Origin of the sequence: Enterobacter sp. BIDMC93 (genome assembly GCF_001037805.1) — a bacterium.
In the GTDB taxonomy this organism is placed as follows: domain Bacteria; phylum Pseudomonadota; class Gammaproteobacteria; order Enterobacterales; family Enterobacteriaceae; genus Enterobacter; species Enterobacter hormaechei_C.
The window spans coordinates 2,372,084-2,398,000 of record NZ_KQ089962.1 but is presented as its reverse complement, the minus strand read 5'-3'; the positions used below and the strand labels follow the sequence as shown (position 1 = coordinate 2,398,000).

The following is a 25,917-nucleotide window of genomic DNA, read 5'->3' as shown; positions in this document are numbered from 1 at the left end:
TACTTACTGTGCCAAAAGCGATCAGGCGAGACCATAGATACATCAACTGCTGTTTACTGGGGGCAGTGATGTGTCATATGGATATCCCCGGTCTGGACGCTCTTATGAATATCTCCGCTACGATCCTTCTGGCTTTTGGCATGTCCATGGACGCATTTGCCGCCTCTATTGGTAAAGGTGCCACCCTCCATAAACCTAAATTTTCCGACGCCCTGCGTACCGGTCTCATCTTTGGTGCTATCGAAACGCTGACGCCGCTTATCGGCTGGGGTCTGGGGATGCTCGCCAGCCAGTTCGTGCTGGAGTGGAATCACTGGATTGCGTTCGTGCTGCTGGTGTTCCTCGGCGGACGCATGGTGATTGAAGGCTTTCGTGGTAACGGCGATGAAGATGATGCGCCGCTGCAACGCCACGGCTTCTGGCTTCTGGTGACAACCGCCATCGCAACCAGCCTGGATGCAATGGCCGTGGGTGTCGGTCTGGCGTTTTTGCAGGTCAATATTATCGCCACCGCGCTGGCGATTGGCTGCGCCACGCTGATCATGTCAACGCTGGGGATGATGGTGGGTCGGTTCATTGGCCCACTCTTAGGCAAACGCGCCGAAATTCTGGGCGGTATCGTGTTGATCGGGATTGGTGCCCAAATCCTTTGGGCACACTTCGCGGGTTAACCTTCGCGCTGCCAGCAATGGATGCTGAAATCCGTATGGCAGCGAAATTCTGTCTGCGCTGCCAGCGTTTCCCACACCTCTGGTTTTGCCCGCCATGCAAACGGCGTCATTTGCAGTAACGCCACGGCTTCACTTCCCTGCAACGTCATTTCATACGCTACCGACTGCGCCTGCTTTAACGCAAAGCCCGCCAGCTGTTCAGAGTGCGGCGCATGCAGGTGAACTTCATCATAGATCAGCCCTTTTAACTCCAGCAGATGACGCGGCCCTGGCGTGACGGTGATAACCCAGCCGCCAGGCTTAACGACGCGCGCCAGCTCCTCTGCCTTGCACGGCGCATAGATACGCACCACGGCGTCCATACTCGCTTCTTCAAACGGCAGGCGGTGGCTGGAGGCCACGCAGAACGTTACCGCTGAGTAGCGTTTGGCTGCCGCACGGATAGCCACTTTCGACACGTCCAGCCCGAAAGTTTCGGCACCCTTCTCAGCCGCCACGTCAGCAAACGTGGCGGTGTAGTAACCTTCGCCGCAGCCGATATCCAGCATGGCGGATGCGCCTTCTGTCAGATATTGACGGAGTAAGGCGACAACGGCATCCCTGAGCGGTTGATAGTGCCCGGCATCGAGAAACGCCCGGCGCGCCTGCATCATCTCCGCGCTGTCACCCGGGTCCCGGGAGCGCTTGTGTTGTACCGGCAGAAGATTTACATAGCCCTCTTTCGCCCGGTCAAACTGATGTCCCTGTGGACAGATAAACGTTTTCTCCGCGCGCGTCAGCGGCGCGTGGCAAAGGGGACAACTGAAAGACATGACAGCTCCAGGCGTAAACCAAAAGGCGAAGTGTACCGCTATTCGCCAGGGTTATAAACGGCTGGGTGACGCATCACGATCAGATGGTCAGAATCTGCCGGCAGCCCGTCTGGCTTCACGTTTTCCAAGCGCAGGACGTTACCCATAATTTCGCTGAACACGGGCGCAGAAACGGCCCCGCCATAGTAGGCACCGTTTTGCGGATCGTTGATCACCACCACCAGCGCGAAACGGGGATCGCTGGCAGGCGCAACGCCTGCGGTATAGGCGACGTATTTATCCACATACTTACCATGTTCATCGATTTTTTTGGCCGTCCCGGTTTTTATCGCCACGCGATAGTTACGCACCGCCGCTTTGACCCCGCCACCGCCGGGTAACGCAACGCTCTCCATCATATGTTCCACCTCGTGAACAATTTCCTCGGGCATCACCCGCTTGCCAATCACCGGCGGGTCAATACGGGTGATGGACAGAGGCCGTTCAATGCCGTAGCTGCCGATGGTGGCATACACATGCGCCAGCTGGAGGGGGGTTACCATCAGGCCATACCCAAAGGCAAAGGTCGCCCGATCTAACTGACTCCAGAATTTTCGTTGCGGCAGTAAACCTGCGCTTTCTCCCGTTAAACCAAGCCCGGTACTCTCGCCAAAACCAAAGTTTTTATAGGTATCCAGTAACCGTTGCACGGGCATCGCCAGCGAAAGACGGGATACGCCTGTGTCGCTGGATTTTTGCAAAATCCCGGTCATCGTCAGCTCGGGGTAGTAGCCCACATCACGAATACGATGACCATCAATGGTGTAGGGATGCGTGTCTATCACGCTGTCAGGCTGTACCAGCCCCTGCTGTAGCGCCGTCATCAGCACCAGAGGCTTAACGGTCGAGCCAGGTTCAAAGGTGTCGCTGATCGCGCGATTGCGAAAATCATCCAGCGTTGCCCCTTCCCGGTTGTTGGGATTGAAGTCGGGGAAGCTCGCCATCGCCAGAATTTCGCCCGTCCGGATATTAATCAGCACCGACGCGCCTGACTCGGCTTTGTTCCACGCCACGGCATTATCCAGCGCGTCTTCGGTGATAGTTTGCAGGCGTTCATCGATACTAAGCTGAATATTATGTGCAGGTACGGGAGCCACCTCCGTAAGGTTCTCCACCACATGTCCGTAGCGATCTTTCCTGACCAGCCGCACGCCTGCCTTCCCGGTAAGCTGCGTGTTAAAGCTTTTCTCGACGCCCTCAATGCCCTGACCATCAATATTGGTGAAGCCAATCAGGTTCGCCGCCACGTGCCCGGCAGGATAAAAGCGGCGGGACTCATCGCGAAGGTTGATGCCGGGGAGACGCAGCTTATCGATCCACTTTGCCTGGGCGGGATCAACCTGACGGGCCAGGTAAATAAATCGCCCGTGCGGGTTACTGTTAATTCGCGATGCGAGCGTGCTCAGAGAAAGGTGTAAGGCATTTGCCAGGGCCTGCCAGCGCGAGTCAAAACCGATCCCCCCTTTTTCCAGCACTGTTTTGGGATCGGCCCAGACGGCCTGGACGGGTACGCTCACCGCAAGGGGTCGCCCTTCACGGTCAACAATCATCCCACGCGGGGCGTCTATCGCCACTTCGCGCAGGGAGCGCATATCCTCCTGCTTCACCAGATTATCCGGTTTGATAATTTGTAGCCACGCTACGCGGCCCAGCAGAAACGCAAGGCTACAAAAGATGGCGAGACACAGAAGTGCAAAACGTGCCGGAGTAAAATTTCCGGTGGTGGTTATTGTCTTTTTTTTCACCTTAACCCCAGGGCTGTTAATCAACGCCCTGATTTAACGAGAAAAGCGGATAATAAGGCGGGAAAACAATGCTAATAATCTCGCGGGTTTGCAACAAGATAATAACAGAGGAAGATTACGTAATATTTTGAAAAATAAGCGTATAAAAAAAGCCCCGCATCGGCGAGGCTTATGTCTGAGATCGAAGCGCTGAGCGCTTCAGTCAGCAGTGATTCGATCAGATAGCAGTTACGTTAACCGCAGCTGGGCCTTTCTGGCCATCCTGAATTTCGAACTCAACGTTCTGGCCTTCAGCCAGAGTTTTGAAGCCGTTACCCTGGATTGCAGAGAAGTGTACGAACACGTCTTTGCTGCCGTCAGCAGGAGTAATGAAACCAAAACCTTTAGACTCGTTGAACCACTTAACTTGACCTTTAATCTTTGCCATTTGCAAAATTCCTTAGAGTGTTTTCTTAGCCCGCGGGCTTTGACATAGATAAAACTGAGACATTACTGCTTGAGGCACTAATATAAGGTTCGGCAGAGAAGCGGTATTCAACGACAACGTGTTTACTCAGGACTTCTTTACTGAAAATGCCACACATAAACAGAACTGTACCTCGTTTGACCCAAAACGTGTTATCACACACAACGTTTAATATGGCAAGCCATTTTTAAACGTGTCTCGATCCGCCGCACAAATTCAGACGTTACTCCATAACAATCTGCACAGTTATGCGAATTGTCAAATGAAGCGCCACCTGACCTCACTGCCCGCAGGGTGCGTTGACGCGCCCTGTAATCAAAGACTTTTTAAACATAGCTCAATCATTTCAAAGCGTCCATCCCAATCCCAGAATTTCTTTAAAGGAATGACTGAGTTAGAACATTTTGTGAAAAGTTATGCTGAAAACATTGCAACGCACCAACATGTGTCAGGGAATATACGATGTTAATTACATTTTGCTAACTGTATTAAAAACCACCATTTAATAAGTGTTATTCTGCACCAAAATAATGAAATTTTTATGACTCTGCCTCAAAACAAGGCAAGCAAAACGTTTCGATAAAAATAAAACACTTCAGGAAAGATAAAGCACACTATTTATTCAACGAAACTGAATTTGTTAAATAAGGATAAATATTCGCCAGTTTTCAGTGTGCTAAAACATGAGTTAACTGCTGCTTAATTAAATGCCGGGAAGTTGTGGGATGCATTTGATAAGGGAGGGGATTTACGCCGTACGTCAGGCCACCTCCCCGCTCCAGGCAGACTATCGTTCAGCTACCAGGCGAATGAAGTCTTCCTCGTCTTGTTGTTGAGCAACAGCGTCCTTCGGTACCGCTTTCTCCTCCGGCTCGTTGGCTTCGCACAAACGACGCAGCAGCGCAGTCTGCCGTTTCTGCTGATCGAGCAATGCTTCCAGCAGCTCAATCTGCTCGTTTGTGCGGGAGCTGGCGCGGTTAACGAAAAACCACAGCACCAGCCCAACGACCAGCACCAACAAAGACATTACCAGGGATGCAATGCTCAGCAGCCCCGAATTCAGTAACTCACCCATTTCACCACCTCAGTAAAAACCGCCATTTTACCACTGCCGCCGCGTAAGGACATCACTCAGCGTAAAAATGGTCTCTACCAGGGGATAAACTTATTGATTGAACAAATGCCGCTAAAGAACTGTACATCCTGATCGCACATCACATTGATAGTCTGCGTCCACAGCACCACGCATGCTATCAACACTATAATCAGAATTACCCAGCGTATTTTTTTCACTCCACACTCCGTCTTATGACCTGATACAGCCAGGTTATCACGGTTATCTTAAACAGGGGCTAACTGTACCTTCAACAGACGCTTTTCGGAATCGTGCACTTGTTTCACTGCGTAAAGCCGTTACGCTTACTCTATGACAACAAAGAAAAAAGAGGCAACGATGCGTTTACTTATTCGTACAGTAATTGTACTGGCCATTGTCTGGATCGGCCTGTTATTAAGTGGGTACGGCGTATTAATGGGGAGCAAAGAAAATGCCGCGGGTCTGGGTATCCAGTGTAAATATCTTACCGCCCAGGGGATAAGCACGGCTCAGTACATCCATTCCGACAGCGGGATCATCGGGTTAACCAACTGTCCTGTGCTGCGTAAATCATCTGTTGTGGTTGATAACGGTTAATCAGCGCTGAACTTCGCTTACAGAAACGCCGCAAAAGTGCGGCGTTTTTATTGGTGGCGTCGATCAGAACGGATAATCGTTATAGCCCATCTGCTCTGAAATTTTGCGCGCTGCGGTATGCAGAATCGCCACATATTCATGAAGACGCTCTTCAGAGAAACGCAGCGTTGGGAACGAAATGCTCAGGCCCGCAATGACAACGCCGAAGCGGTCAAACACCGGCACACCGATGCAACGCAGCCCCTCTTCCTGCTCTTCGTTATCTTCCCCGTAACCCTGCTCACGCACTTTATCCAGCACGCTCAGCAGTTCTTCCGTACTGGTAATCGTGCGGTCGGTGCTGCGTTTGTACTCCACCCCGTCAAGGATTTGCTTCACCTCTTCGCGATCGCGCCAGGCCAGCAGTACTTTACCAATTGCGGTGCTGTACAGCGGGTTACGACGACCAATGCGTGAATACATGCGCAGGTTGTACATGGAGTCAATTTTGTGGATGTAAACAATGCTGTCTTCATCCAGCGCACCGAGGTGAATTGTCTCTTTCGTCAGTCGTGAAAGTTCACGCATCTGAATGTCAGCGCTGCGGATCAGATCCACGTTCTGCAAGGCGCGGGCGCCCAGTTCAAACAGTTTCAGGGTCAGAGAATATTTTTCTGATTCTCCTTCCTGCGCGACATAACCCAATGATTTCATCGTCTGCAAAAAGCGATAAACGGTGCTTTTCGACATCATCACACGCTGCGACAACTCTGTAATACCAATTTCACGCTCTTCTCCGAGCGCCTGCAAGATGCCAAACACCTTCAGCACGGAAGAAACAGAATCTGGCTGCTTATCCAAATCTGCGATTGCCATTTATCACCTCATGGAGAGTGTTTTATAAAAATCAGAACCGGTTTTTATTATAAATTCGTGTGATGCGTGCTGCAATCTATCTGGGTTTACTTCGTTACAAATCTGCGACATAAAACCGAAATAACGATGCTAAAATTGTTACTCTGAAAATAATTTCACGCTGAGTCATTCTTTCCCCATGCAAAAAAACGTTTCTGATGGCCTGCCCTTACCGCAGCGGTACGGGGCAATTGCCACTATTGTCATCGGTATTTCGATGGCTGTCCTTGACGGTGCGATTGCCAACGTGGCTCTTCCTACCATTGCCAAAGACCTTAATGCTTCGCCGGCAAGCTCCATCTGGATTGTGAACGCGTACCAGATAGCGATTGTGATTTCCCTTCTGTCACTCTCTTTCCTGGGCGATATGTTTGGTTATCGCCGGGTTTACCAGTGCGGGCTGGTGGTCTTTACCCTCACCTCGCTCTTCTGTGCCCTTTCAGATTCACTGCACACCCTTACGCTGGCGCGTATCGCGCAGGGCTTTGGCGGCGCGGCGCTAATGAGCGTGAACACGGCCCTGATACGGCTTATTTATCCTCAACGCCACCTGGGGCGCGGCATGGGCATTAACTCCTTTATTGTGGCCGTGTCGTCCGCCGCCGGCCCAACGATTGCCGCCGCCATCCTGTCCGTTGCCTCGTGGCAGTGGCTGTTTGCCATTAACGTGCCGCTGGGCATTGTGGCGATCTTCTTCGCCCTGCGCTATCTTCCGGAAAATGGTCCGAAAAGTACCATGCCACGTTTCGATCTGCCCAGCGCCGTGATGAACGCGCTGACTTTTGGCCTGCTGATTACCGCGCTGAGCGGATTTGCGCAGGGACAGTCTCTGTCGCTCATTGCCGCAGAAATCGTTGCCATGCTTATCATCGGCTTTTTCTTTGTACGACGTCAGCTGGCGCTGCCCGTGCCGTTACTGCCGGTGGATTTGCTGCGTATTCCGCTGTTTTCGCTATCCATTTGTACCTCCATTTGCTCGTTCTGCGCCCAGATGCTGGCGCTGGTTGCGCTGCCGTTCTTTTTGCAGAGCGTGATCGGCCGTTCGGAAGTGGAGACAGGCTTGCTGCTCACGCCCTGGCCGCTGGCAACCATGGTGATGGCCCCGCTGGCCGGTTACCTTATTGAGCGCGTCCATGCCGGGCTTCTGGGGGCGATTGGGCTGGTTGTCATGGCGGTGGGACTGTTTTCGCTGGCGCTCCTGCCCGCCTCGCCGGGGGATCTGGATATTATCTGGCGCATGATCCTGTGCGGGGCCGGTTTTGGTCTGTTCCAGTCCCCTAATAACCACACGATTATCACCTCTGCCCCACGTCATCGCAGCGGTGGCGCCAGCGGGATGCTGGGCACGGCAAGACTGTTAGGGCAAAGCACCGGGGCCGCACTGGTGGCGTTGATGTTTAACCTTGCCGGGCAGAATGCGACACAGGTTGCGCTGATTACCGCAGGGACCCTGGCGACCCTCGCGGCTGTCATTAGCGGCCTTCGCGTCACCCAGCCAAAGGCGCAGGCATAAAAAAACCGGGCGGAGAATGGCTCCAGCCCGGTTCTTTTCAACCCGATTACGTTACTTCAGGTATTCGCCGCTACGCAGCGCTTCAATACGTTTATCCAGCGGCGGGTGAGACATAAACAGCTCGCTCAGCGACTTTGATTTGCCGTTGATGCAGAAGGCCATCATGCTGTTTGCTTCCTGCGGCTCGTAGCTGGTTTTAAGACGTTGCAGCGCAGCAATCATCTTTTCACGACCCACCAGTTTCGCGGAACCGGCATCCGCGTGGAACTCACGATGACGGGAGAACCACATGGTAATGATGCTTGCCAGGATACCGAACACCAGCTCCAGCAACATTGAAACAGCAAAATAGATCAGCGGGTTGCCGTTGCTCTCTTCACCCTCATCACGGTTGCCACCCATAAACCCGGCAGCAATCTGTGCCAGAATACGAGAAATAAAGATAACGAAGGTGTTCACCACACCCTGGATCAGGGTCATGGTGACCATATCGCCATTGGCGATATGGCTGATCTCGTGAGCAATAACCGCTTCCGCTTCGTCACGGCTCATGTTTTGCAGCAGGCCGGTACTGACGGCCACCAGGGACGCGTCACGACGCGCACCGGTAGCAAACGCGTTAATATCCGGCGCGTGGTAGATGGCTACCTGCGGCATGGCAATGCCCGCCTGCCTTGACTGCTGAGCAACCGTGCTCATCAGCCACTGCTCCATATCGTTACGCGGTTGCTCAATAACTTCACCGCCCACAGATTTCAATGCCATCCACTTCGACATCAGCAGTGAAATGAAAGAGCCACCGAAACCAAACAGCAGCGCCATAATCAACAGACCCTGAACGCTGCTCGACTGAATTCCCGTCAGGCTTAGCACCAGCCCGAATACCACCATCACCGCCAGGTTGGTGAGCAGGAAGAGCGCGATTCGCATCATAATATTCTTTTAACCTCAGTTTAACAAAACGCACTATGCGATTACCCACATCGTATGGGTATTACGGCTATTTTCAAGCATCCAGACGGCGTAAGTCACCAGAAAGACACAACTTTACACAATTGGAAATCCGCCTGACGGAAGGAGGAGGTACATAAAGAAACAGGCACAATTTCTTGTGCCTGTTGGGGGATTATTTTGTCGGAGCAGGTTGCAGAGCGGGTTTCTCTTTTTCCAGCTTCGCGAGATCAAGCGCGATATGCACCGTCTCGTCCAGATACGGATCGGGCTCCTGGTAATCCTTAGGCAGATCGTCCAGTTTTTTGAGCAGAGGCTTGCCTTCACGTTTGAAGCGATCGTTGATACGCGCCAGACGTGTCGCGTCATCTTCATTGTTCTCTTTCTCACGCTGGGCGTAGTTCAGAGACACAATGTTCCGTTTCGCTTTCAAAGCGTTGAAACGCGCGATGTCCTTCATGATGTACTGGAATTCCGGATCCTTCCCGATGCGATCGTTGTGATTTTTCAGCAGTTCCGGTCCGAACTGTTTCATATCACCCGATTTCACGAATGTCGCGGCATCAATGCTATCCCACGGCAGCGCGTTATCTTCAAACTTCTCGCCCGTTTCCGTCTCTTCGGTACCTGTCGGCATCATGATATCCGGCGTCACGCCTTTGCGCTGCGTACTGCCGCCGTTGACGCGGTAAAACTTCTGAATGGTGTACTGTACTGAGCCCAGCGCAGGCCACTCAGGGCGCAGCATCTGGTCGTAAATACGGTTCAGAGAGCGGTACTGCTGAACGGTGCCCTTGCCAAACGTCGGTTCGCCGACGATTAATGCCCGGCCGTAATCCTGCATGGCAGCAGCGAAGATTTCCGATGCAGAGGCGCTGAAGCGATCGACAAGCACCACCAGCGGACCCTTATAGTAGACCACACCATCGGTATCGGCATCTTCACGCACTTTACCGTTGTTATCGCGCACCTGTACCACCGGCCCAGACGGGATAAACAGCCCGGAAAGCGAGACGGCCTCGGTCAATGCCCCGCCGCCGTTGCTGCGCAGGTCAATGATCACGCTGCTGACATTCTGCTTTTCAAGCTTCTGGAGCTGCACTTTCACATCATCGGTCAGGCCGACGTAGAAACCTGGGATATCCAGAACGCCAACCTTCTCTTTACCCACGGTTTTCACCGACATTTTCACCGCGCGATCTTCCAGACGGATACGCTCACGGGTGAGAGTAACGATACGGGTTTTAGTCCCCTTACCGGCTGGCAGGATCTCCAGGCGAACTTTGCTGCCCTTCGGCCCTTTGATCAGCGCAACAACATCATCAAGACGCCAGCCAATCACGTCCACCATGCTCTTTCCGGTTTGACCCACACCGACAATACGGTCGCCTACGCTGATCGCTTTGCTTTTCGACGCAGGGCCACCAGCCACCATGGAGTTGATTACGGTGTAGTCATCGTCCATCTGAAGCACAGCACCGATACCTTCCAGAGACAGGCTCATTTCGGTATTGAACTGTTCGGTGTTACGTGGAGAGAGATAATTAGTGTGCGGATCAATTTCATGCGCAAACGCGGTCATCGCCAGCGAGAAAACATCTTCACTGTTGGTCTGCGCCAGACGACGAATAGCGAATTTGTATCGACGATTTAACGTCTCACGGATCTCTTTCTCGTCTTTGCCTGTAAGCTTGAGGCTCAGTTCGTCATATTTGACTTTTCCGTCCCACAGCGCATTCAGTTCAGCCTCGTCTTTCGGCCATGGCGCTTTGCTGCGGTCCAGATTAAAGGTGTCGTTGCCGGTGAAGTCCATCGGACGTTCCAGCACTTTCAGCGCGTATTGATAACGCTCAAAACGGCGCTTTTGCGATAAGTTGTACAGATCGTAGAACAGATCGAGCTTTCCGGAGCGCAGCTCATCACCCACTTCGGATTTGCGTTTAGCGAACTGTTCGACATCGCTGGCCAGCAGTACGTTATGGCTGTAATCCAGCAAGTTCAGATAACGGTCAAAGATTTTGGCCGAAAAGGCCTGATCGAGATCGAACTGACGATAGTGCGAACGAGTAAAGCGCGACGTCACGCGCTCACTCACCGTCGCGTGCTGAGTCTCTTCCTTGAGAACCGGAATTTGATCAACACGCGTAATATCGTCCACAGCGAAAGCATGGCCTGTTATAGCAAACAGGCCAGCCAGCGCGGTGAGCTTAAAAAAAGTGTTCATGCCAGGCTCGGCCTCCGTTTCAGAACAACAAGTGTTCTGCGCGTACAATCATTGACATACCAGAAGTCAGCTGTACACGAACGCCATCTTTGGTGATTTCCAGTACGGTGGCGTCCATCGCGTTGTTACCCGCTTTCACCTTCAGAGACTGACCTACGCTCAGCGCATTGATGTCAGAAACTGGGGTGTGGCGCGGCTCTTCGCGCGGCGCACGTGGGGCTTTAGCTGCGGGTTTGTCAGCACGCGGTTTGCGATCGTTATTTTCAGTACGACGCGGTGCCGGGCGCGGTTTACGCTCGCGACGAGGGGCGTCTTCCTGACCGTTTGCCGCTGCGGCTTCGCGTTTTTTCGCCTGCTGTTCCGCACGCTGTGCCTGCACGCGAGCTTTGGCTTCTTCAAGCTGCTTACGCGCATGTTCTACGTGCTGCTCGTCCAGCTCACCGCACGGGTTGCCGTCAAGGTCGACACGGGTCGCACCCGGCTTGATACCGTACAGGTAACGCCAGCTTGAGGTATAAAGGCGCAAGGCAGAACGAAGCTGCGTTTTGCTGAGGTTCATCTCCCCCTCAACGCGCGCGACCAGATCCTGAAAGATACCGACTTTCAGAGGACGCGCTTCACCTTCAGCGCTGAAGCACTGCGGGAAACGCTCGGCCAGAAATGCGATAACTTCTTTACTGCTATTCAACTTAGGTTGATTTTCCATGAAATTTCCTGATTACAACGGACGTTGCCAACAAGCGCAGGCATGAACAGGCGACATTATAATGACGCTATCAGTAAATGCTACGTTATCCGTTGATTATCCTGCGACGCTCGCAAAGAATTTATGATAATCGGTCTCTGCCAGAACATTTTCCAGGTTTGCGGCCAGCGCGCGCAGCCCCTGCTCATCCTCGGCAGTAAAGCGGCTGAAGACCGTGCTGTCGATATCCAGAACGCCAATAATCTGATTTTTAACCACCAGCGGCAGTACGATTTCAGAATTGCTGCTGGCATCGCAGGCAATGTGGCCGTCAAACGCATGAACATCTTCGACACGCTGAACCTGACGGGTCGCCACTGCGGTACCGCACACGCCACGACCTACCGGGATGCGTACGCAGGCGAGTTTACCCTGGAAAGGCCCCAGCACCAGCGTGTCACCTTCCAGCAGATAAAAGCCCGCCCAGTTCACGTCAGAAAGGCGTTCGAACAGTAACGCACTGGTATTTGCCAGAGTGGCTAAGAAACTGGTTTCCCCTGCCATTAATGCCTTAAAATCGCGATTCAGATCCGCGTAGAATTCTGTTTTGTTCATTATTCAATCACTTAGTTATCTTACATAGTTACCGCATAGCCTATTAAAATAAGCATTAAATGCGCTCATGCTCAAGATGAATCCGTTCATGAGTTATTATAACTTTCAACAATACTAATCTGTGTGCGACTGATGGCCCTAAAAACACCCCAAATTACGCCGACACGAAAGATCGTTGTCCGTACGGTAAGCCAGGCTCTGCCCCGTGCACATTATCAGCGTTGTCCCCAGTGCGATACGCTTTTTATGTTGCCGAAGATGAAATCGCACCAAAGTGCTTTTTGTCCATGCTGCGATGCCAAAATCCGCGATGGCCGGGACTGGTCATTGACGCGTCTGGCGGCAATGGCGGTCACCATGCTGCTGCTGATGCCCTTCGCCTGGACCGAGCCGCTGTTAAAGCTCTACCTGCTTGGCGTGCGTATTGACGCTAACGTGTTGCAGGGGATCTGGCAGATGACGCGCCAGGGCGATCCGCTTACGGCCGCCATGGTGCTGTTCTGCGTCGTCGGCGCGCCGTTGGTGCTGGTCGCGGCAATTGCCTACCTGTGGTTTGGCAACATTCTGGGGATGAACCTGCGCCCTGTCCTGCTCATGCTGGAAAAGCTCAAGGAGTGGGTGATGCTGGACATCTATCTGGTAGGCATTGGCGTGGCCTCCATCAAGGTGCAGGATTATGCGTTTTTACAACCCGGCATTGGCCTTTTCGCGTTTATTTCACTGGTCCTGCTGAGTATTTTGACCCTGATTCATCTGAATGTTGAACAGCTTTGGGAGCGATTTTACCCGCAGCGCCCCGCGACCCGGCCTGATGAAAACCTGCGCGTCTGCCTGGGCTGCCATTACACCGGTTTTCCGGATAAACGCGGGAGGTGCCCACGCTGCCACATTCCGTTAAGATTGCGACGCAACAACAGCCTGCAAAAGTGCTGGGCGGCGCTAATCGCCTCCCTGGTATTTTTATTCCCGGCCAACATGCTGCCGATCTCCGTAATTTATGTGAACGGCGCCCGTCAGGAAGATACTATCCTTTCGGGGATTATCTCTCTGGCGCACAGTAACGTGGGGGTCGCCGCCATTGTTTTCATCGCCAGTATTCTGGTGCCCTTTACCAAAGTGGTGGTGATGTTTACGCTGCTTATCAGCATTCACTTTAAATGCGAACAAGGACTACGCACCCGCATCCTGCTTCTGCGATTTGTGACCTGGATTGGTCGCTGGTCGATGTTGGATCTGTTCGTGATTTCGCTGATGATGTCGCTCATCAATCGCGATCAGTTACTTGCTTTTACCATGGGACCCGCAGCTTTTTATTTCGGCTCTGCGGTGATATTGACTATTCTTGCAGTGGAATGGCTGGACAGCCGCTTACTTTGGGACGCACATGAGTCAGGAAACGCCCGCTTCGCCGACTGAAGCGAGAATTAAAACAAAACGCCGCATTTCGCCATTCTGGTTGCTGCCTGTCATCGCGCTGATGATCGCAGGCTGGCTTATCTGGACGAGCTATGAAGATCGCGGAAGTACCATCACGATTGATTTCCAGTCTGCGGACGGCATTGTCGCCGGACGTACCCCCGTTCGCTTCCAGGGGGTGGAAGTGGGTACCGTGCAGGATATTTCCCTTGGCAAAGGGCTGAACAAAATCCAGGTCCGGGCGAGCATTAAGTCTGATATGCAGGATGCCCTGCGTGCCGAAACGCAGTTCTGGCTGGTCACGCCTAAAGCCTCCCTGGCCGGCGTTTCCGGACTGGATGCGCTTGTGGGCGGTAACTATATCGGCATGATGCCCGGCAAAGGTGAGCCACAGGATCACTTTGTTGCGCTGGATACCCAGCCGAAATATCGGCTGAATAACGGCGATTTGATGATCCATCTCCGCGCGCCGGATTTGGGCTCGCTGAACAGTGGTTCTCTGGTCTATTTCCGCAAAATTCCGGTAGGCCGCGTTTACGACTACGCCATTAACCCGAACAAAGATGGCGTGACCATTGATGTACTCATCGAGCGCCGTTTTACCAACCTGGTGAAAAAAGGCAGCCGCTTCTGGAACGTCTCAGGCGTCGATGCTGACCTGAGCTTAAGCGGTGCGAAAGTGAAGCTTGAGAGCCTGGCGGCGCTGGTGAATGGCGCTATCGCCTTCGACTCACCTGCTAACTCCAGCCCTGCCGCCGCAGAAGATACCTTTGGCCTGTACGCCGACCTGGCGCACAGCCAGCGCGGTGTCATCGTCAAGCTGACCCTGCCGGATGCCAAAGGCCTGAAAGCCGGTTCGACCCCGCTGATGTACCAGGGTTTAGAGGTCGGGCAACTGACAAAATTAACCCTCAATGCGGGCGGTTCCGTTACCGGCGAAATGACGGTGGATCCGAGTGTGGTGGATCTCCTGCGGGAAAAAACGCGCATTGAACTGCGTAATCCGAAGCTCTCCCTCAGCGACGCCAGCATTAGTTCTCTGCTGACGGGAAGCACCTTTGAGCTGATCCCCGGTGAAGGCGCGCCGAACAAAAACTTTGTTATCGCGCCGGCGGGTAAAGCCCTGCTGCAAAAACCGGGCGTGTTGACGGTTACGCTGAATGCGCCGGAAAGCTACGGTATCGAGGCCGGGCAACCGCTGATCCTGCACGGTGTGCAGGTGGGCCAGGTCCTCGAACGTAAGCTGTCGGAAAAAGGGGTCTCCTTCTCCGCCGCCATCGATCCGCAGTATGGCAACCTGGTCCACGGCGACAGTAAATTTGTGGTTAACAGCCGGGTCGACGTGAAGGTGGGTCTGGACGGGGTTGAGTTCCTCGGCGCCAGCGCCAGCGAGTGGGTTAACGGCGGGATCCGCATTCTGCCGGGCAGCAAAGGTGCGCTGCGCGAGAGTTATCCGCTGTTCGCCAATCTGGACAAAGCCATTGAAAACAGCCTCGGCGACCTGCCGACCACCACGCTGACCTTAAGCGCGGAAACGCTGCCGGATGTCCAGGCAGGCTCCGTCGTGCTTTATCGTAAGTTTGAGGTGGGGGAAGTGATCACCGTTCGTCCTCGTGCGGACGCGTTTGATATCGAACTGCATATCAAGCCGGAGTACCGCAAGCTGCTCACGCCAAACAGCGTGTTCTGGGCTGAGGGTGGCGCGAAAGTGCAGCTCAACGGCAGCGGGCTGACCGTACAGGCATCGCCTCTCTCCCGTGCCCTGCGCGGTGCGATCAGCTTCGATAACCTGAGCGGCGCCGGCGGCAACATGCGTAAAGGTGACAAGCGGATCCTCTTCCCGTCCGAAACCGCGGCGCGCGCGGTCGGGGGGCAGATTACCCTGCACACCTTTGATGCCGGTAAACTGGCAGAAGGCATGCCCATCCGCTATCTCGGCATTGATATCGGGCAGATCCAGAAGCTGACGCTGATCACCGCACGCAATGAAGTGCAGGCGACCGCCGTGCTTTATCCGGAATATGTGCAGACGTTCGCCCGGGCAGGCTCGCGCTTCTCGGTAGTTACGCCGCAAATTTCTGCCGCAGGGGTTGAGCATCTCGATACCATACTTCAGCCGTACATTAACGTTGAACCGGGTCGCGGCAACGCACGTCGTGAATTTGAGTTGCAGGAGGCCACCATCACCGACTCCCGTTATCTGGACGGTCTGAGCATTGTGGTTGAAGTGCCGGAAGCCGGTTCGCTGGGCATCGGTACGCCGGTCCTGTTCCGCGGCATTGAAGTAGGGACAGTAACAAGCCTGACGCTGGGTAATCTGTCCGATCGCGTGATGGTCGGCCTGCGCATCAGCCAGCGTTATCAGCATCTGGTGCGCAACAACTCGGTGTTCTGGCTCGCTTCAGGCTACTCGCTGGACTTCGGCCTGACCGGTGGCGTGGTCAAAACGGGGACCTTTAATCAGTTCATTCGCGGCGGCATTGCCTTCGCGACGCCGCCTGGCACGCCTCTGGCGCCTAAGGCGCAGGCAGGTAAACACTTCCTGCTGCTGGAAAGTGAACCGAAAGAGTGGCGCGAATGGGGAACGGCGCTGCCGCGTTAATCTCGCAGGCTCCGGTGTCAACGCGCCGGAGCCTTTATGTTACACTGCGCACCTGAATGTTTCCCTGTGGTGTGCCCGTGGCTCAAAACTCCGTATTTCTTCCCGAACAATTCCTCGCACAGATGCGCGAGGCGCTTCCAGCTCATCTCTCTTTCGACGATTTCGTTGCCGCCTGCCAGCGCCCTTTGCGCCGGAGTATTCGCGTCAATACGCTGAAAATCAGCGCCGGGGCGTTTCTGGATCTCGTCTCCCCCTACGGCTGGCAATTAACGCCAGTGCCGTGGTGTGAAGAGGGTTTCTGGATCGAACGGGATGACGAGGAGAGCCTGCCGCTCGGCAGCACCGCCGAGCACCTGAGCGGGCTGTTTTATATTCAGGAAGCCAGCTCCATGCTGCCGGTTGCTGCGCTGTTTGCCGACGGGAACCAGCCTGAGCGGGTTATGGATGTCGCGGCGGCGCCGGGCTCTAAAACCACGCAGATTGCCGCCCGGATGAATAACCGCGGCGCGATCCTCGCCAACGAATTTTCCGCCAGCCGCGTTAAAGTCCTGCACGCCAATATCAGCCGCTGCGGGATCCACAACGTCGCGTTAACGCACTTCGATGGTCGCGTGTTTGGCGCTGCCCTGCCGGAAGCCTTTGATGCCATCCTGCTCGACGCGCCCTGCTCCGGCGAAGGCGTGGTGCGTAAAGATCCTGATGCGTTAAAAAACTGGTCCGTTGAAAGCAACCTGGAGATCGCCGCCACACAGCGCGAACTGATCGACAGCGCGTTTCATGCCCTGCGCCCAGGCGGGACGCTGGTTTACTCTACCTGCACGCTGAATCGCGATGAAAACGAGGACGTCTGCCTGTGGCTCAAGCAACGCTATGCGGATGCCGTCGAGTTTCTGCCGCTGGACACCCTCTTCGACTCGGCCAGTCATGCGGCCACGCCTGAAGGCTTCCTGCATGTCTTCCCGCAGATTTACGATTGCGAAGGCTTCTTTGTTGCCCGTCTGCGTAAAACCCGCGCCGTCGATCCCTTGCCTGCCCCTAAGTTTAAGGTCGGCAACTTCCCGTTCACGCCGGTCAAAGGCCGTGAGGCGGCACAGGCGCAAGCGGCTGCGAGCAAAGTCGGCCTGCACTGGGATGAGAGCCTGCGCCTCTGGATGCGTGACAAAGAGCTGTGGCTGTTCCCGGTCAACATCGAACCGCTGATTGGTAAGGTGCGTTTCTCCCGCCTCGGTATTCGCCTGGCGGAGATCCACAACAAAGGCTATCGCTGGCAGCACGAAGCGGTCATTGCGCTGGCCGGCAGTGAGAACACCTTTGCCCTGACGCATCAGGAAGCGGAAGAGTGGTATCGCGGTCGTGACGTTTACCCGGAAGACGGCCCCTCACAGGATGAAGTCATCGTGGCGTATCAGGGCTATCCGCTGGGGCTGGCGAAAAAAGTCGGCTCGCGGCTGAAAAACAGCTATCCGCGCGAACTGGTACGCGATGGCCGCCTGTTTACCGGTAACAACCGCAGCGCCTGAAAAAAAGCGCATTTTTTTACTGGCGATTTCGCTCTCCTTGTCTAGGATCAAAAATGGGTGACTGCACTGGTCATACCAGATTTTGGGCAACAAACCGGAGAGCATTATGACGAAAACCAGCGTACGCATTGGCGCTTTTGAAATCGACGACGCTGAATTGCGCGGCGAATCACAAGGCGAACGAACGTTAAGTATTCCCTGCAAATCCGATCCGGATTTGTGCATGCAGCTGGACGCCTGGGATGCAGATACCAGCGTCCCGGCGATCCTTGATGGGGAACATTCCGTTCTGTACCGTGAGCATTACGACAGTAAAACCGATGCCTGGGTCTTGCGTCTTGCCTGACTCAAAGAGAACCCGCCCGAAGGCGGGTTATTTATTACTGAAGCTGCGCCAGCGTCAGAAAGCCCCCGAATACTGCCCCCGTATCAATGTAGTGCAGATTGTTAAAATCGTAGCGTTTGTCCACAGGCGTATGTCCAAACCAGAAGTGATCCGCGCCGCTAATGCCCTGCCCTTTGCCCACCATAAAGCCCATTAACCGGTCGCGATCCCACAGCACGCGCTGGGCATCCACCGGCTTATGCCAGCCATATTCAGCGGAGGGATAATCCGCATGAGCAATCACGTTCAGACCGTTTTTGCAGGTTATTTCAATAATGTGCGGTAAGTCCCGACACGCATCGAGTAAACCCTTCGCCTGTTTTTGTTGAGCGTCCTTAAGCCCGGTAAACCAGTTACCGCCATTTATCGACCAGAGACTAAAATCATTATTTTCAAGCGCATCTAACGCCATTTGCTCGTGATTACCGCGTACCGCATAAAACCAGTTTTCCTGCATCAGCTGTAAACATTTTACGCTGTCAGGCCCGCGATCGATAATATCCCCCACCGAGATCAGCAGATCCGTATCAGGATTAAAATGCCGTCGTTTCAGCTCATCTATAAGCCACTGATAGCAACCATGAATATCGCTGACAACCCAGACATGACGCCAGTGTTCTCCCTCTATTTTCTGATACATAACGCCTCCTGTAAGAAGTATAGCTGCCACAGAAAATGTCATGAGCTGGCGTTGGATTTTGCGAATCCAAACAAACCATAAACCAGCCGGAAATAAAGATCGCTGCGCTATTAATCCCTTATTCCCTGGCCTTTAAAATAGAGCGGAATAAAAAGAGGGATTTTCACGTGTCAAACATACACCTGCAAAACGATGTTTTTTATCCGCATCGCACAAATATTATTTCTGAACTGGTGAGAGGAAAACGCGTTCCCGGCCCAATCTGGCACAAACGTGATTACCGGTTAAAGTTCCTACTGCGCTCGCTTTTATTCTGGTCCTCCACCCATCGCATGCTGGAGGCCCTGTCCGGGCGCGATGATTTCGACAGGCTGCTCACCTCTCAAATTACCTTGCCGAGCAAAACTCACCGCCAGTATCTGATGCGCGGCCTGAACTCAAACGATCGGGCCGATGCTATCGTCAGCCACTATCAGTGGATTGATAGTCTGAAAAACATCGCCCTCGCCCACGCGCTGACCAGCCCGCAAGAGGTGCCGGTTGTCCGGTTCGAGGCAAAAAACGGCGAAATCTATACCGTCCACGCCTCGTCCGCAGGTAAGGCCGAACGCGAAGGCGAAAGCACGCTTTGGCTGCACGACAATGACAATACGCTGCTTGCCAGCCTGACGTTCTGTGTCGCACGCAGTAACGGCCGTACGGTGCTGGTGATCGGCGGCCTTCAGGGTCCACGTCGTCATGTTTCACGGGAGGTGATTAAGCAGGCTACCCGTGCCTGCCATGGGCTTTTCCCGAAACGCGTGCTGATGGAGGTGATCTTCCAGCTTGCCTCACGCTCGAACATTAGCGCGATTTTTGCCGTCAGCGATGAAGGCCATGTTTTCCGCGCGCTGCGCTACCGTCTGAGCAAAGGCCGTCATTTTCACGCCAGCTACGACGAGTTCTGGGAAGGCCTGAACGGAAAGAAACTCTCCCCCTTCTGCTGGCAGTTGCCGCTTCAGATGGAGCGTAAAGCACTGGAGGAGATTGCCAGCAAAAAACGCGCCGAATACCGTCGCCGCTTTGCGTTACTTGATGATATTGCGGCTTCCGTACATGCGCGCATTGATCCCGCAGTCGTCTCAGGCAAAATACAAACAAAAATTTAACAAAACAGCCAAAAAGGACTGGACTTACGCCTGCCGGGTTGTGGTATGTTTGAAGCAGGCGCACAGGAAGTGAACCTTCTGCTGAGACGAAAACCGGATTTTATCGTTTATTTTCAAGCAGATAAAAAGAGACCGAATACGATTCCTGTATTCGGTCCAGGGAAATGGCTCTTGGGAGAGAGCCGTGCGCTAAAAGTTGGCATTAATGCAGGCTCAATCGCCTTGCCCTTTAAGAATAGATGACGACGTCAGGTTTTCCAGTCCACAGTAAAAGTGGTCTGAAAAAAAGCGTCAGAACATCACTAAATGTGAAAAACCGCAGAGCTTTTACAAGCACCTGCGGTTTTTTTTTTACTGGAAACCTGACGGCTAGCAGAGCTTTTCAGCGCGCTCAATAAACGGTGCCAGACTCTTCTTCTGCCCGGGGTTTGCCGGGTCATCTACCTGGATCACGCTGACAGGCTGTCCGTTACTTTTCCCGCTGGCAACCTGCTGCTCCGCCACGTCATTTAACGGATACTGCACGAGCGTACTGGGATTGATGACATACAGCGCGTTACCGGGACGGCAGGTAAGCATGACTTCTTCACGATTAAATGCCCAGTTGTCCTTACCCACTTCAAACCGGCTGACAGTGATGACCTGCGGCGCGGCTAACGCACTGCTGGCACAGGTGAGAAGTAAAAGAGAAAGCAGTGTCTTTTTCATATGTTATTTAACCTTGTCAGAAGGGTTCCCAGGTCGCGAACAGGCTGACGGCGGCCAGTACCAGCGCGCCCAGCACCACCTCTGCCTGTGTCATCCTGATAAAAATCTGTTGTTCCCGCCCGGCCTCCGGGCGAAAGCGTGGCACAAGAAAATACCGATTCGCCAGCGCAATTGCCACCATCATCATGACCAGCGCACATTTGAACAACAACAGCTGGACATAAGGCGCCTGCCACGGCACGTTTATGCCAACAATAAAGAGCGTATTGATTATCCCGGTCAGCAGCACGCCTGCCACGGCGTAATGCCCCACGCGGGAGAAGCGCATCATGGTAAAGATAGCGGCTGGCTGCCAGCGGCCTTTCGCCAGACGCATGCAAAACAGCAGCGGCAGTAAACCACCCACCCAGGTCGCGGCGCAGAGCAGGTGAAGCGCATGGTTGAGACGATGCAACGCTCCCGGTGCGCCACCGTTCATCGCGGCATGTCCCACGCCCGCCAGCAGCACCAGCTGCCCCATCGCGAGCAGTAACAGCCGTGAGCCTTTTTGCGGGGTAAGCCATGCAGCGCCCGCCGTCACAGCGGCCAGCACCATTTGCCACAACCAGACGCCGCCAAATTGCGTTCCCAGCACGCTGCGCCAGACCGCCGGACGAATGACATCGCCCCAGCCGTTGCCCATCAACCCACTTTGCAGGCCAAACATCAGCAGAGCCGCTATCAGGCTGATTAAGGCCGCGAGTTTCTGCTGCCGCTGGAAACGCCGGGTCATGAGGCGCTGCAACGAAGACGGCGCAAACCAGACGCTGTAGAGCGCGTTGCCGAAAAGCAGCATCAGCGCAGCAAAATGGATAAAGCGTAACGCGACGTAGCTCAGGGTCAGCATGCTATTTCACGCTAAAGTGATAGCTGCCTTTGGTTTTGTGGCCATCCACGGAGACCACATGCCAGTCCACCGTGTAGGTGCCGGACGTCAACGGTTTCTCAAGAGGAACAATCAGCTTTGCGTTATCCTTCTCGTCACGCTTCACCGCGCCGGTCTGGATCTTGTGCTGCTGTGCGTCCGTCACCACCACGCCGCTGAAGGCAGGCTCAATGCCTTCCGAGAAGTTCAGGGTAATGACCTCTGGTGCGACCGCAACGGTATTTTCCTGCGGGGATTGCTGCTTAAGATGCGCATGGGCCAGAACTGAGGGCGTGATGGCTGAAGAGAGCAGAAATGCCAGCGCGCACGCGACACGGGAAGGGGTAAAATGCATCACAATCATTCCTTTTCGTTATGCCTGAATGCTAAAGAATAACTCTGTATAATTAACGAGTCGAGGAACATCCTTTGCTCCCTTGTCATCGTTGAACAATCGCGGTAACGTTGCCGCCGCAGAAAAAGGAGAAGGAAATGAACGTTAATCTGGCCGCCCTTCCTCAGGACGAGATGGACAAAGTGAATGTCGATCTCGCCGCCGCGGGGGTCGCATTCAAAGAGCGTTACAACATGCCCGTCGTGGCTGAAGTGGTAGAGCGTGAACAACCCGCGCATCTGCGCGACTGGTTTCGCGAACGTCTCATTGCGCATCGCCTCGCCTCCGTCAATCTCTCGCGCCTGCCGTACGAACCTAAAGTTAAATAAGCTTAACGTCTCGTTACACTTCCTTACGCGTTATGTGGCAGGATAAGAAAACCCTGATAAATTTAGGTGTAATCTTAAAATCCCAGCGACTTAGTGTATAAGGAAGTCACGATGTCACGATGGAATATTGCCGCGGCTCAGTATGCCCCGCGGCACAACTGTGTTGATGAGCACGTAAAACATCACCTGCACTTTATTGCCGAGGCTGCATGGCATGGGTGCGATTTGATCGTCTTTCCGGAGCTTTCGCTTACCGGCCCAGGCGGAACATCCTTACCCCCACCCCCTGACGATTTGCAGCTTGCCCCCCTCCTTCACGCCGCCCAGTCACGTTTCATCACGGTGATTGCTGGTATTACGCTCCAGCAACACGGCCAGCCCCAGAAAGGACTCGCGCTTTTCACCCCTAACCTGTCGACCATTCGGCGTTATCCGCAGGGCAACGGTGCGGGTGTTATTCCTGGCGATAAACGGTTAACCATCGTGGATAACCAGGCTGACGCCCCGGAACTGGACCCGGAGGCAACGCTGTTCACCAGCAGCCTGGCCGTGGGCGAGCATCGCTGGCGGCAATCCATCGGTTCGTTACAACGCTTCGCGCACAAGTACGCCATCGCGGTATTAATGGCGAACGCGCGCGGCGGTAGCGCGTTATGGGATGAAAAAGGTCAGCTGATTGTACGTGCCGATAAGGGAGAACTGCTGCTAACCGGTTCTTTAGGCCAACAGGGTTGGCAAGGCGATATCATTCCATTAGGCTAGGCATTTTAGGATCAGGAGCGATCAATGCTGCGCGTTATCGATACCGAAACCTGTGATTTGCAGGGTGGAATTGTGGAAGTCGCTTCTGTCGACGTGATTGACGGAAAGATAGTCAACCCAATGAGCCATCTGGTGCGCCCGGATCGTCCCATCAGTGCGCAGGCGATGGCGATACATCGCATTACGGAATCGATGGTGGCGGATAAGCCGTGGATTGAAGAGATCATCCCTCTTTACCACGGTAGCCAGTGGTATGTCGCCCATAACGCCAGCTTTGACCGCCGCGTGCTGCCGGAGATGCCCGGCGAATGGATTTGCACTATGAAGCTGGCGCGCCGTCTGTGGCCGGGGATCAAATACAGCAATATGGCACTGTATAAGTCGCGTAAACTCAGCGTGCGGACGCCGGAAGGGCTGCATCATCACCGCGCTCTTTATGACTGCTACATCACCGCAGCGCTCCTGATTGATATCATGAATACTTCCGGCTGGACGCCAGACGATATGGCGACCATTACCGGGCGCCCCGCGCTACTGACCACCTTTACGTTCGGAAAATATCGCGGGAAGCCAGTATCGGAAGTGGCGGACAAAGATCCGGGCTATCTGCGCTGGCTGTACAACAACCTCGACAGAATGAGCCCGGAACTGCGCCTGACGCTGAAGCATTATTTAGGCGAAGCCTGAGTCCCCGCCCGGCCTGGCAGCGTATCCTGCGCCAGGCCAATCAAAAAGGCGTACTCCAGCGCCACCCCTTCATAGGATTTAAATCGCCCTGATTTCCCTCCGTGCCCCGAGTCCATATCGGTACACAGCAGCAGCAAATTATCGTCAGTTTTCAGCTCACGCAACTTCGCCACCCATTTCGCGGGCTCCCAGTACTGTACCTGGGAATCGTGCAGGCCGGTGGTCACCAGCATATGCGGATAGGCTTTCGCCTCGACGTTATCGTACGGGCTGTACTCTTTCATGTAGCGATAATAGGTTTCATCCTGCGGGTTCCCCCACTCCTCAAACTCCCCGGTGGTCAGTGGAATGGACTCATCCAGCATGGTCGTCACCACGTCCACAAACGGCACCTGGGCGATAACGCCTTTAAACAGTTCAGGCCGCTGGTTGATCACGGCGCCCATAAGCATGCCCCCGGCGCTGCCCCCCATGCCAAAGCAGAGCTGCGGATCGCCATAACCCTGCGCGATCAGCGCATCGCAAACATCAAGGTAGTCATTAAAGGTATTTTTCTTTTTGAGAAATTTTCCGTCTTCATACCAGTGCTGACCCAGCTCGCCGCCGCCGCGAATATGGGCAATCGCATAAACAAAACCGCGGTCGAGCAGGCTCAGCCTGCTGCTGCTGAAATCGGCGTCCATGCTGGAGCCATAGGAGCCATAGCCATAGACGAGGATGGGGTTTTTACCTTTGTTGAAGTGCGCCTTGTGATAGACGAGCGACACTGGGACTTCAACGCCGTCGCGTGCGGTCACCCACAGATGCTCACTGCGATAATTTTCCGACTCAAAACCCCGGACCTCAGCCTGTTTAATCACCTGACGCTGCCCGGTGTCCATATCCAGTTCAAACAACGTATCCGGGGTGGTCATCGACGAATAGCCGTACCGCAGGCGGGACGATTCCGGTTCCGGGTTAAAGCCGATCCACGTTACGTAAGCCGGGTCATCGAACGCAATGCCCACCACTTCGCGGGTTTTGCGGTTGATTTGGCGGATACTGGTCAGTCCGCGCTGACGCTCTTCCACCACCAGCCAGTCGGTAAACAGGGTGAACCCCTCCAGCATCACCTGATCGCGCGCGGGAATTAACACTTCCCATTTGCGTTCATCGCGCACTTTGGTTTTATAAAGGCCAAAGTTTTTGCCCTCGCGGTTCGAACGCAGGTAAAAGCTGTGCTGGAAGTGATCCAGGCTGTACTCATGATCTTTACGGCGCGGCAGGAAGCACAGAGGCTGCGCATCCGGCAGCTCTGCATCCAGCAGCAGCACTTCTGAGGTGGTGGCGCTGGAGAGGAAAATGATCACGTAGTGGCGAGACGACGTTTTGTGCAGGCTGACATAGAACGTCTCGTCTTTTTCCTCATACACCAGTTCATCGTCGGCGGAATCGGTCCCCACCGTATGACGCCAGACCTGATAAGGCAGCAGCGTTGAGACATGCTTTTTAACGTAGTAGACCGTTTCTGAATCGTTACCCCAGACGAAATCGGGGGAGACATTATCCAGCATTTCGGGATACCAGTTTCCCGTTTCAAGATTGCGGAAACGCAAACCGTACTGGCGGCGGGAGAGGTAATCCTCAGCCAGCGCCATAATGGCGTTATCGGGGGAAATGGACATGCCGCCCAGCGTATAAAACTCACTGTGGGCAGCACGTTTGTTGGCATCCAGCAGGATCTCCCATTCATCCCACTCGGCGCTCAGCACAGACTGGCGCTGGTAGATGGGATATTCGTTTCCCGGCTCATAAATATGGCGATAGCGATAACCGTTTTTGCACCACGGGGCAGAGACATCACGCTGGGGGATACGCTGCACCATTTCCTTCAGAAGTTGATCCTGAAGCGCCTGCTGGCTGGCCATGACCTGGCGGCCATAGTCGTTTTCCTCGTGCAGATAGTCCAGCACCTCTGGCCGGGAACGAGAATCGTCCCGCAGCCAGTAGTAGTTATCGATACGCGTATCGCCATGCGTGGTGATCGCATAAGGAGTACGTCGGGCTTTTGGAGGCATGGCATTCTTACTTTTTCGTTTTACATCCTATAAGGTTGGCAAAACACACGTATGATG

27 protein-coding genes and 1 pseudogene are annotated in these 25,917 nt (G+C 54.2%); 12 read left to right on the top strand and 16 right to left on the bottom strand.

The window, feature by feature from the left end; translation table 11 throughout:
- The first annotated feature begins 104 nt into the window (after positions 1 to 104).
- Positions 105 to 671, top strand: coding sequence for a manganese efflux pump MntP (mntP, locus tag SK58_RS11300; RefSeq protein ID WP_023296797.1), 567 nt, complete (start codon positions 105 to 107; stop codon positions 669 to 671).
- Here mntP and rlmA read toward each other — a convergent pair.
- The 6 genes and pseudogenes from rlmA to mgrB all read right to left on the bottom strand — a co-directional run bounded on the left by rlmA (position 668) and on the right by mgrB (position 5,026).
- Positions 668 to 1,483, bottom strand: coding sequence for a 23S rRNA (guanine(745)-N(1))-methyltransferase (rlmA, locus tag SK58_RS11295; RefSeq protein ID WP_033486812.1), 816 nt, complete (start codon positions 1,481 to 1,483; stop codon positions 668 to 670). The two genes, mntP and rlmA, sit on opposite strands and share 4 nt — an antisense overlap.
- 38 nt (positions 1,484 to 1,521) lie before the next feature.
- Positions 1,522 to 3,267, bottom strand: coding sequence for a peptidoglycan glycosyltransferase FtsI (gene ftsI / locus SK58_RS11290; RefSeq protein WP_032648589.1), 1,746 nt, complete (start codon positions 3,265 to 3,267; stop codon positions 1,522 to 1,524).
- A 217-nt stretch (positions 3,268 to 3,484) separates the two neighbouring features.
- Positions 3,485 to 3,694 (bottom strand): transcription antiterminator/RNA stability regulator CspE, encoded by a 210-nt coding sequence (gene cspE / locus SK58_RS11285; RefSeq protein WP_001062678.1) that lies wholly within the window; start codon positions 3,692 to 3,694, stop codon positions 3,485 to 3,487.
- A 12-nt stretch (positions 3,695 to 3,706) separates the two neighbouring features.
- Positions 3,707 to 3,851 (bottom strand): annotated as a pseudogene (locus SK58_RS11280) (DUF2627 domain-containing protein).
- Between the two features lie 669 nt (positions 3,852 to 4,520).
- Positions 4,521 to 4,808, bottom strand: a complete 288-nt coding sequence (locus SK58_RS11275) for a YebO family protein (protein ID WP_032648590.1) — start codon at positions 4,806 to 4,808, stop codon at positions 4,521 to 4,523.
- A 74-nt stretch (positions 4,809 to 4,882) separates the two neighbouring features.
- The gene (gene mgrB, locus SK58_RS11270) at positions 4,883 to 5,026 is read right to left on the bottom strand and encodes a PhoP/PhoQ regulatory lipoprotein MgrB (RefSeq protein WP_003859906.1); all 144 of its coding nucleotides are present in this window, start codon (positions 5,024 to 5,026) and stop codon (positions 4,883 to 4,885) included.
- A gap of 160 nt (positions 5,027 to 5,186) precedes the next feature.
- Here mgrB and SK58_RS11265 point away from each other — a divergent pair, with 160 nt between their 5' ends.
- Positions 5,187 to 5,426: a YobH family protein gene (locus SK58_RS11265; RefSeq protein WP_017384332.1), complete on the top strand. Its 240-nt coding sequence runs from the start codon at positions 5,187 to 5,189 to the stop codon at positions 5,424 to 5,426.
- A gap of 63 nt (positions 5,427 to 5,489) precedes the next feature.
- Here the strand turns inward: SK58_RS11265 and kdgR are convergent, their stop codons facing one another.
- Complete coding sequence (kdgR, locus tag SK58_RS11260) at positions 5,490 to 6,281, bottom strand: DNA-binding transcriptional regulator KdgR (RefSeq protein ID WP_015570299.1); 792 nt, start codon at positions 6,279 to 6,281, stop codon at positions 5,490 to 5,492.
- A gap of 178 nt (positions 6,282 to 6,459) precedes the next feature.
- Here kdgR and SK58_RS11255 point away from each other — a divergent pair, with 178 nt between their 5' ends.
- Positions 6,460 to 7,833, top strand: a complete 1,374-nt coding sequence (locus SK58_RS11255) for an MFS transporter (RefSeq protein WP_032648592.1) — start codon at positions 6,460 to 6,462, stop codon at positions 7,831 to 7,833.
- 51 nt (positions 7,834 to 7,884) lie between these two features.
- Here the strand turns inward: SK58_RS11255 and htpX are convergent, their stop codons facing one another.
- The 4 genes from htpX to SK58_RS11235 form a co-directional block, all read right to left on the bottom strand.
- Entirely contained in the window at positions 7,885 to 8,766 is an 882-nt protein-coding gene (gene htpX, locus SK58_RS11250; RefSeq protein WP_045335108.1) for a protease HtpX, read from the bottom strand.
- 193 nt (positions 8,767 to 8,959) lie between these two features.
- On the bottom strand, positions 8,960 to 11,008 hold the full coding sequence (prc, locus tag SK58_RS11245; RefSeq protein WP_015570296.1) for a carboxy terminal-processing peptidase: 2,049 nt from the start codon (positions 11,006 to 11,008) through the stop codon (positions 8,960 to 8,962).
- A gap of 19 nt (positions 11,009 to 11,027) precedes the next feature.
- Positions 11,028 to 11,714, bottom strand: coding sequence for an RNA chaperone ProQ (gene proQ, locus SK58_RS11240; RefSeq protein ID WP_003859895.1), 687 nt, complete (start codon positions 11,712 to 11,714; stop codon positions 11,028 to 11,030).
- 96 nt (positions 11,715 to 11,810) lie between these two features.
- On the bottom strand, positions 11,811 to 12,308 hold the full coding sequence (locus SK58_RS11235) for a GAF domain-containing protein (RefSeq protein ID WP_006811006.1): 498 nt from the start codon (positions 12,306 to 12,308) through the stop codon (positions 11,811 to 11,813).
- A 132-nt stretch (positions 12,309 to 12,440) separates the two neighbouring features.
- On the opposite strand from SK58_RS11235, the gene yebS reads away from it, so the two are divergent.
- The 4 genes from yebS (at position 12,441) to SK58_RS11215 (ending at position 18,192) form a co-directional block, all read left to right on the top strand.
- Positions 12,441 to 13,724: a membrane integrity lipid transport subunit YebS gene (yebS, locus tag SK58_RS11230; RefSeq protein WP_020480541.1), complete on the top strand. Its 1,284-nt coding sequence runs from the start codon at positions 12,441 to 12,443 to the stop codon at positions 13,722 to 13,724.
- Positions 13,693 to 16,326 (top strand): PqiB family protein, encoded by a 2,634-nt coding sequence (locus SK58_RS11225; protein ID WP_048219886.1) that lies wholly within the window; start codon positions 13,693 to 13,695, stop codon positions 16,324 to 16,326. Before yebS ends, SK58_RS11225 begins: the two co-directional genes overlap by 32 nt.
- Positions 16,327 to 16,382: 56 nt before the next feature.
- Entirely contained in the window at positions 16,383 to 17,846 is a 1,464-nt protein-coding gene (gene rsmF, locus SK58_RS11220; RefSeq protein ID WP_048219883.1) for a 16S rRNA (cytosine(1407)-C(5))-methyltransferase RsmF, read from the top strand.
- Between the two features lie 106 nt (positions 17,847 to 17,952).
- Positions 17,953 to 18,192 carry a YebV family protein gene (locus SK58_RS11215; protein WP_003859885.1) on the top strand — a complete coding sequence of 80 codons (240 nt, stop codon included), beginning with the start codon at positions 17,953 to 17,955 and terminating at the stop codon, positions 18,190 to 18,192.
- Positions 18,193 to 18,226: 34 nt separating this feature from the next.
- Here SK58_RS11215 and pphA read toward each other — a convergent pair whose 3' ends face one another.
- The gene (gene pphA, locus SK58_RS11210; RefSeq protein ID WP_017384338.1) at positions 18,227 to 18,871 is read right to left on the bottom strand and encodes a protein-serine/threonine phosphatase; all 645 of its coding nucleotides are present in this window, start codon (positions 18,869 to 18,871) and stop codon (positions 18,227 to 18,229) included.
- 167 nt (positions 18,872 to 19,038) lie between these two features.
- Here pphA and SK58_RS11205 point away from each other — a divergent pair, with 167 nt between their 5' ends.
- Positions 19,039 to 20,019, top strand: coding sequence for a VirK/YbjX family protein (locus tag SK58_RS11205; protein WP_039270562.1), 981 nt, complete (start codon positions 19,039 to 19,041; stop codon positions 20,017 to 20,019).
- A gap of 45 nt (positions 20,020 to 20,064) precedes the next feature.
- Positions 20,065 to 20,262, top strand: a complete 198-nt coding sequence (locus SK58_RS11200; RefSeq protein WP_017693250.1) for a hypothetical protein — start codon at positions 20,065 to 20,067, stop codon at positions 20,260 to 20,262.
- A 126-nt stretch (positions 20,263 to 20,388) separates the two neighbouring features.
- On the opposite strand, the gene SK58_RS11195 is transcribed toward SK58_RS11200, so the two are convergent.
- Genes SK58_RS11195 through yobA form a run of 3 tightly spaced genes read right to left on the bottom strand, consistent with a single transcriptional unit; the run spans position 20,389 to position 21,986 of the window.
- Positions 20,389 to 20,727 carry a YebY family protein gene (locus SK58_RS11195; RefSeq protein WP_003859787.1) on the bottom strand — a complete coding sequence of 113 codons (339 nt, stop codon included), beginning with the start codon at positions 20,725 to 20,727 and terminating at the stop codon, positions 20,389 to 20,391.
- 16 nt (positions 20,728 to 20,743) lie between these two features.
- Positions 20,744 to 21,613: a copper homeostasis membrane protein CopD gene (copD, locus tag SK58_RS11190; RefSeq protein WP_017693249.1), complete on the bottom strand. Its 870-nt coding sequence runs from the start codon at positions 21,611 to 21,613 to the stop codon at positions 20,744 to 20,746.
- 1 nt (position 21,614) lies between these two features.
- Positions 21,615 to 21,986, bottom strand: a complete 372-nt coding sequence (yobA, locus tag SK58_RS11185) for a CopC domain-containing protein YobA (RefSeq protein ID WP_017384342.1) — start codon at positions 21,984 to 21,986, stop codon at positions 21,615 to 21,617.
- A 137-nt stretch (positions 21,987 to 22,123) separates the two neighbouring features.
- Between yobA and SK58_RS11180 the strand changes: the two genes are divergently transcribed.
- The 3 genes from SK58_RS11180 to exoX all read left to right on the top strand — a co-directional run bounded on the left by SK58_RS11180 (position 22,124) and on the right by exoX (position 23,803).
- Positions 22,124 to 22,354, top strand: a complete 231-nt coding sequence (locus SK58_RS11180) for a DNA polymerase III subunit theta (protein WP_003859784.1) — start codon at positions 22,124 to 22,126, stop codon at positions 22,352 to 22,354.
- A gap of 111 nt (positions 22,355 to 22,465) precedes the next feature.
- Positions 22,466 to 23,116, top strand: a complete 651-nt coding sequence (locus tag SK58_RS11175) for a carbon-nitrogen hydrolase family protein (RefSeq protein ID WP_015570289.1) — start codon at positions 22,466 to 22,468, stop codon at positions 23,114 to 23,116.
- A gap of 24 nt (positions 23,117 to 23,140) precedes the next feature.
- On the top strand, positions 23,141 to 23,803 hold the full coding sequence (gene exoX, locus SK58_RS11170) for an exodeoxyribonuclease X (RefSeq protein ID WP_015570288.1): 663 nt from the start codon (positions 23,141 to 23,143) through the stop codon (positions 23,801 to 23,803).
- On the opposite strand, the gene ptrB is transcribed toward exoX, so the two are convergent.
- The gene (gene ptrB / locus SK58_RS11165; protein WP_017693247.1) at positions 23,785 to 25,860 is read right to left on the bottom strand and encodes an oligopeptidase B; all 2,076 of its coding nucleotides are present in this window, start codon (positions 25,858 to 25,860) and stop codon (positions 23,785 to 23,787) included. The genes exoX and ptrB overlap by 19 nt on opposite strands.
- Positions 25,861 to 25,917: the final 57 nt, after the last annotated feature.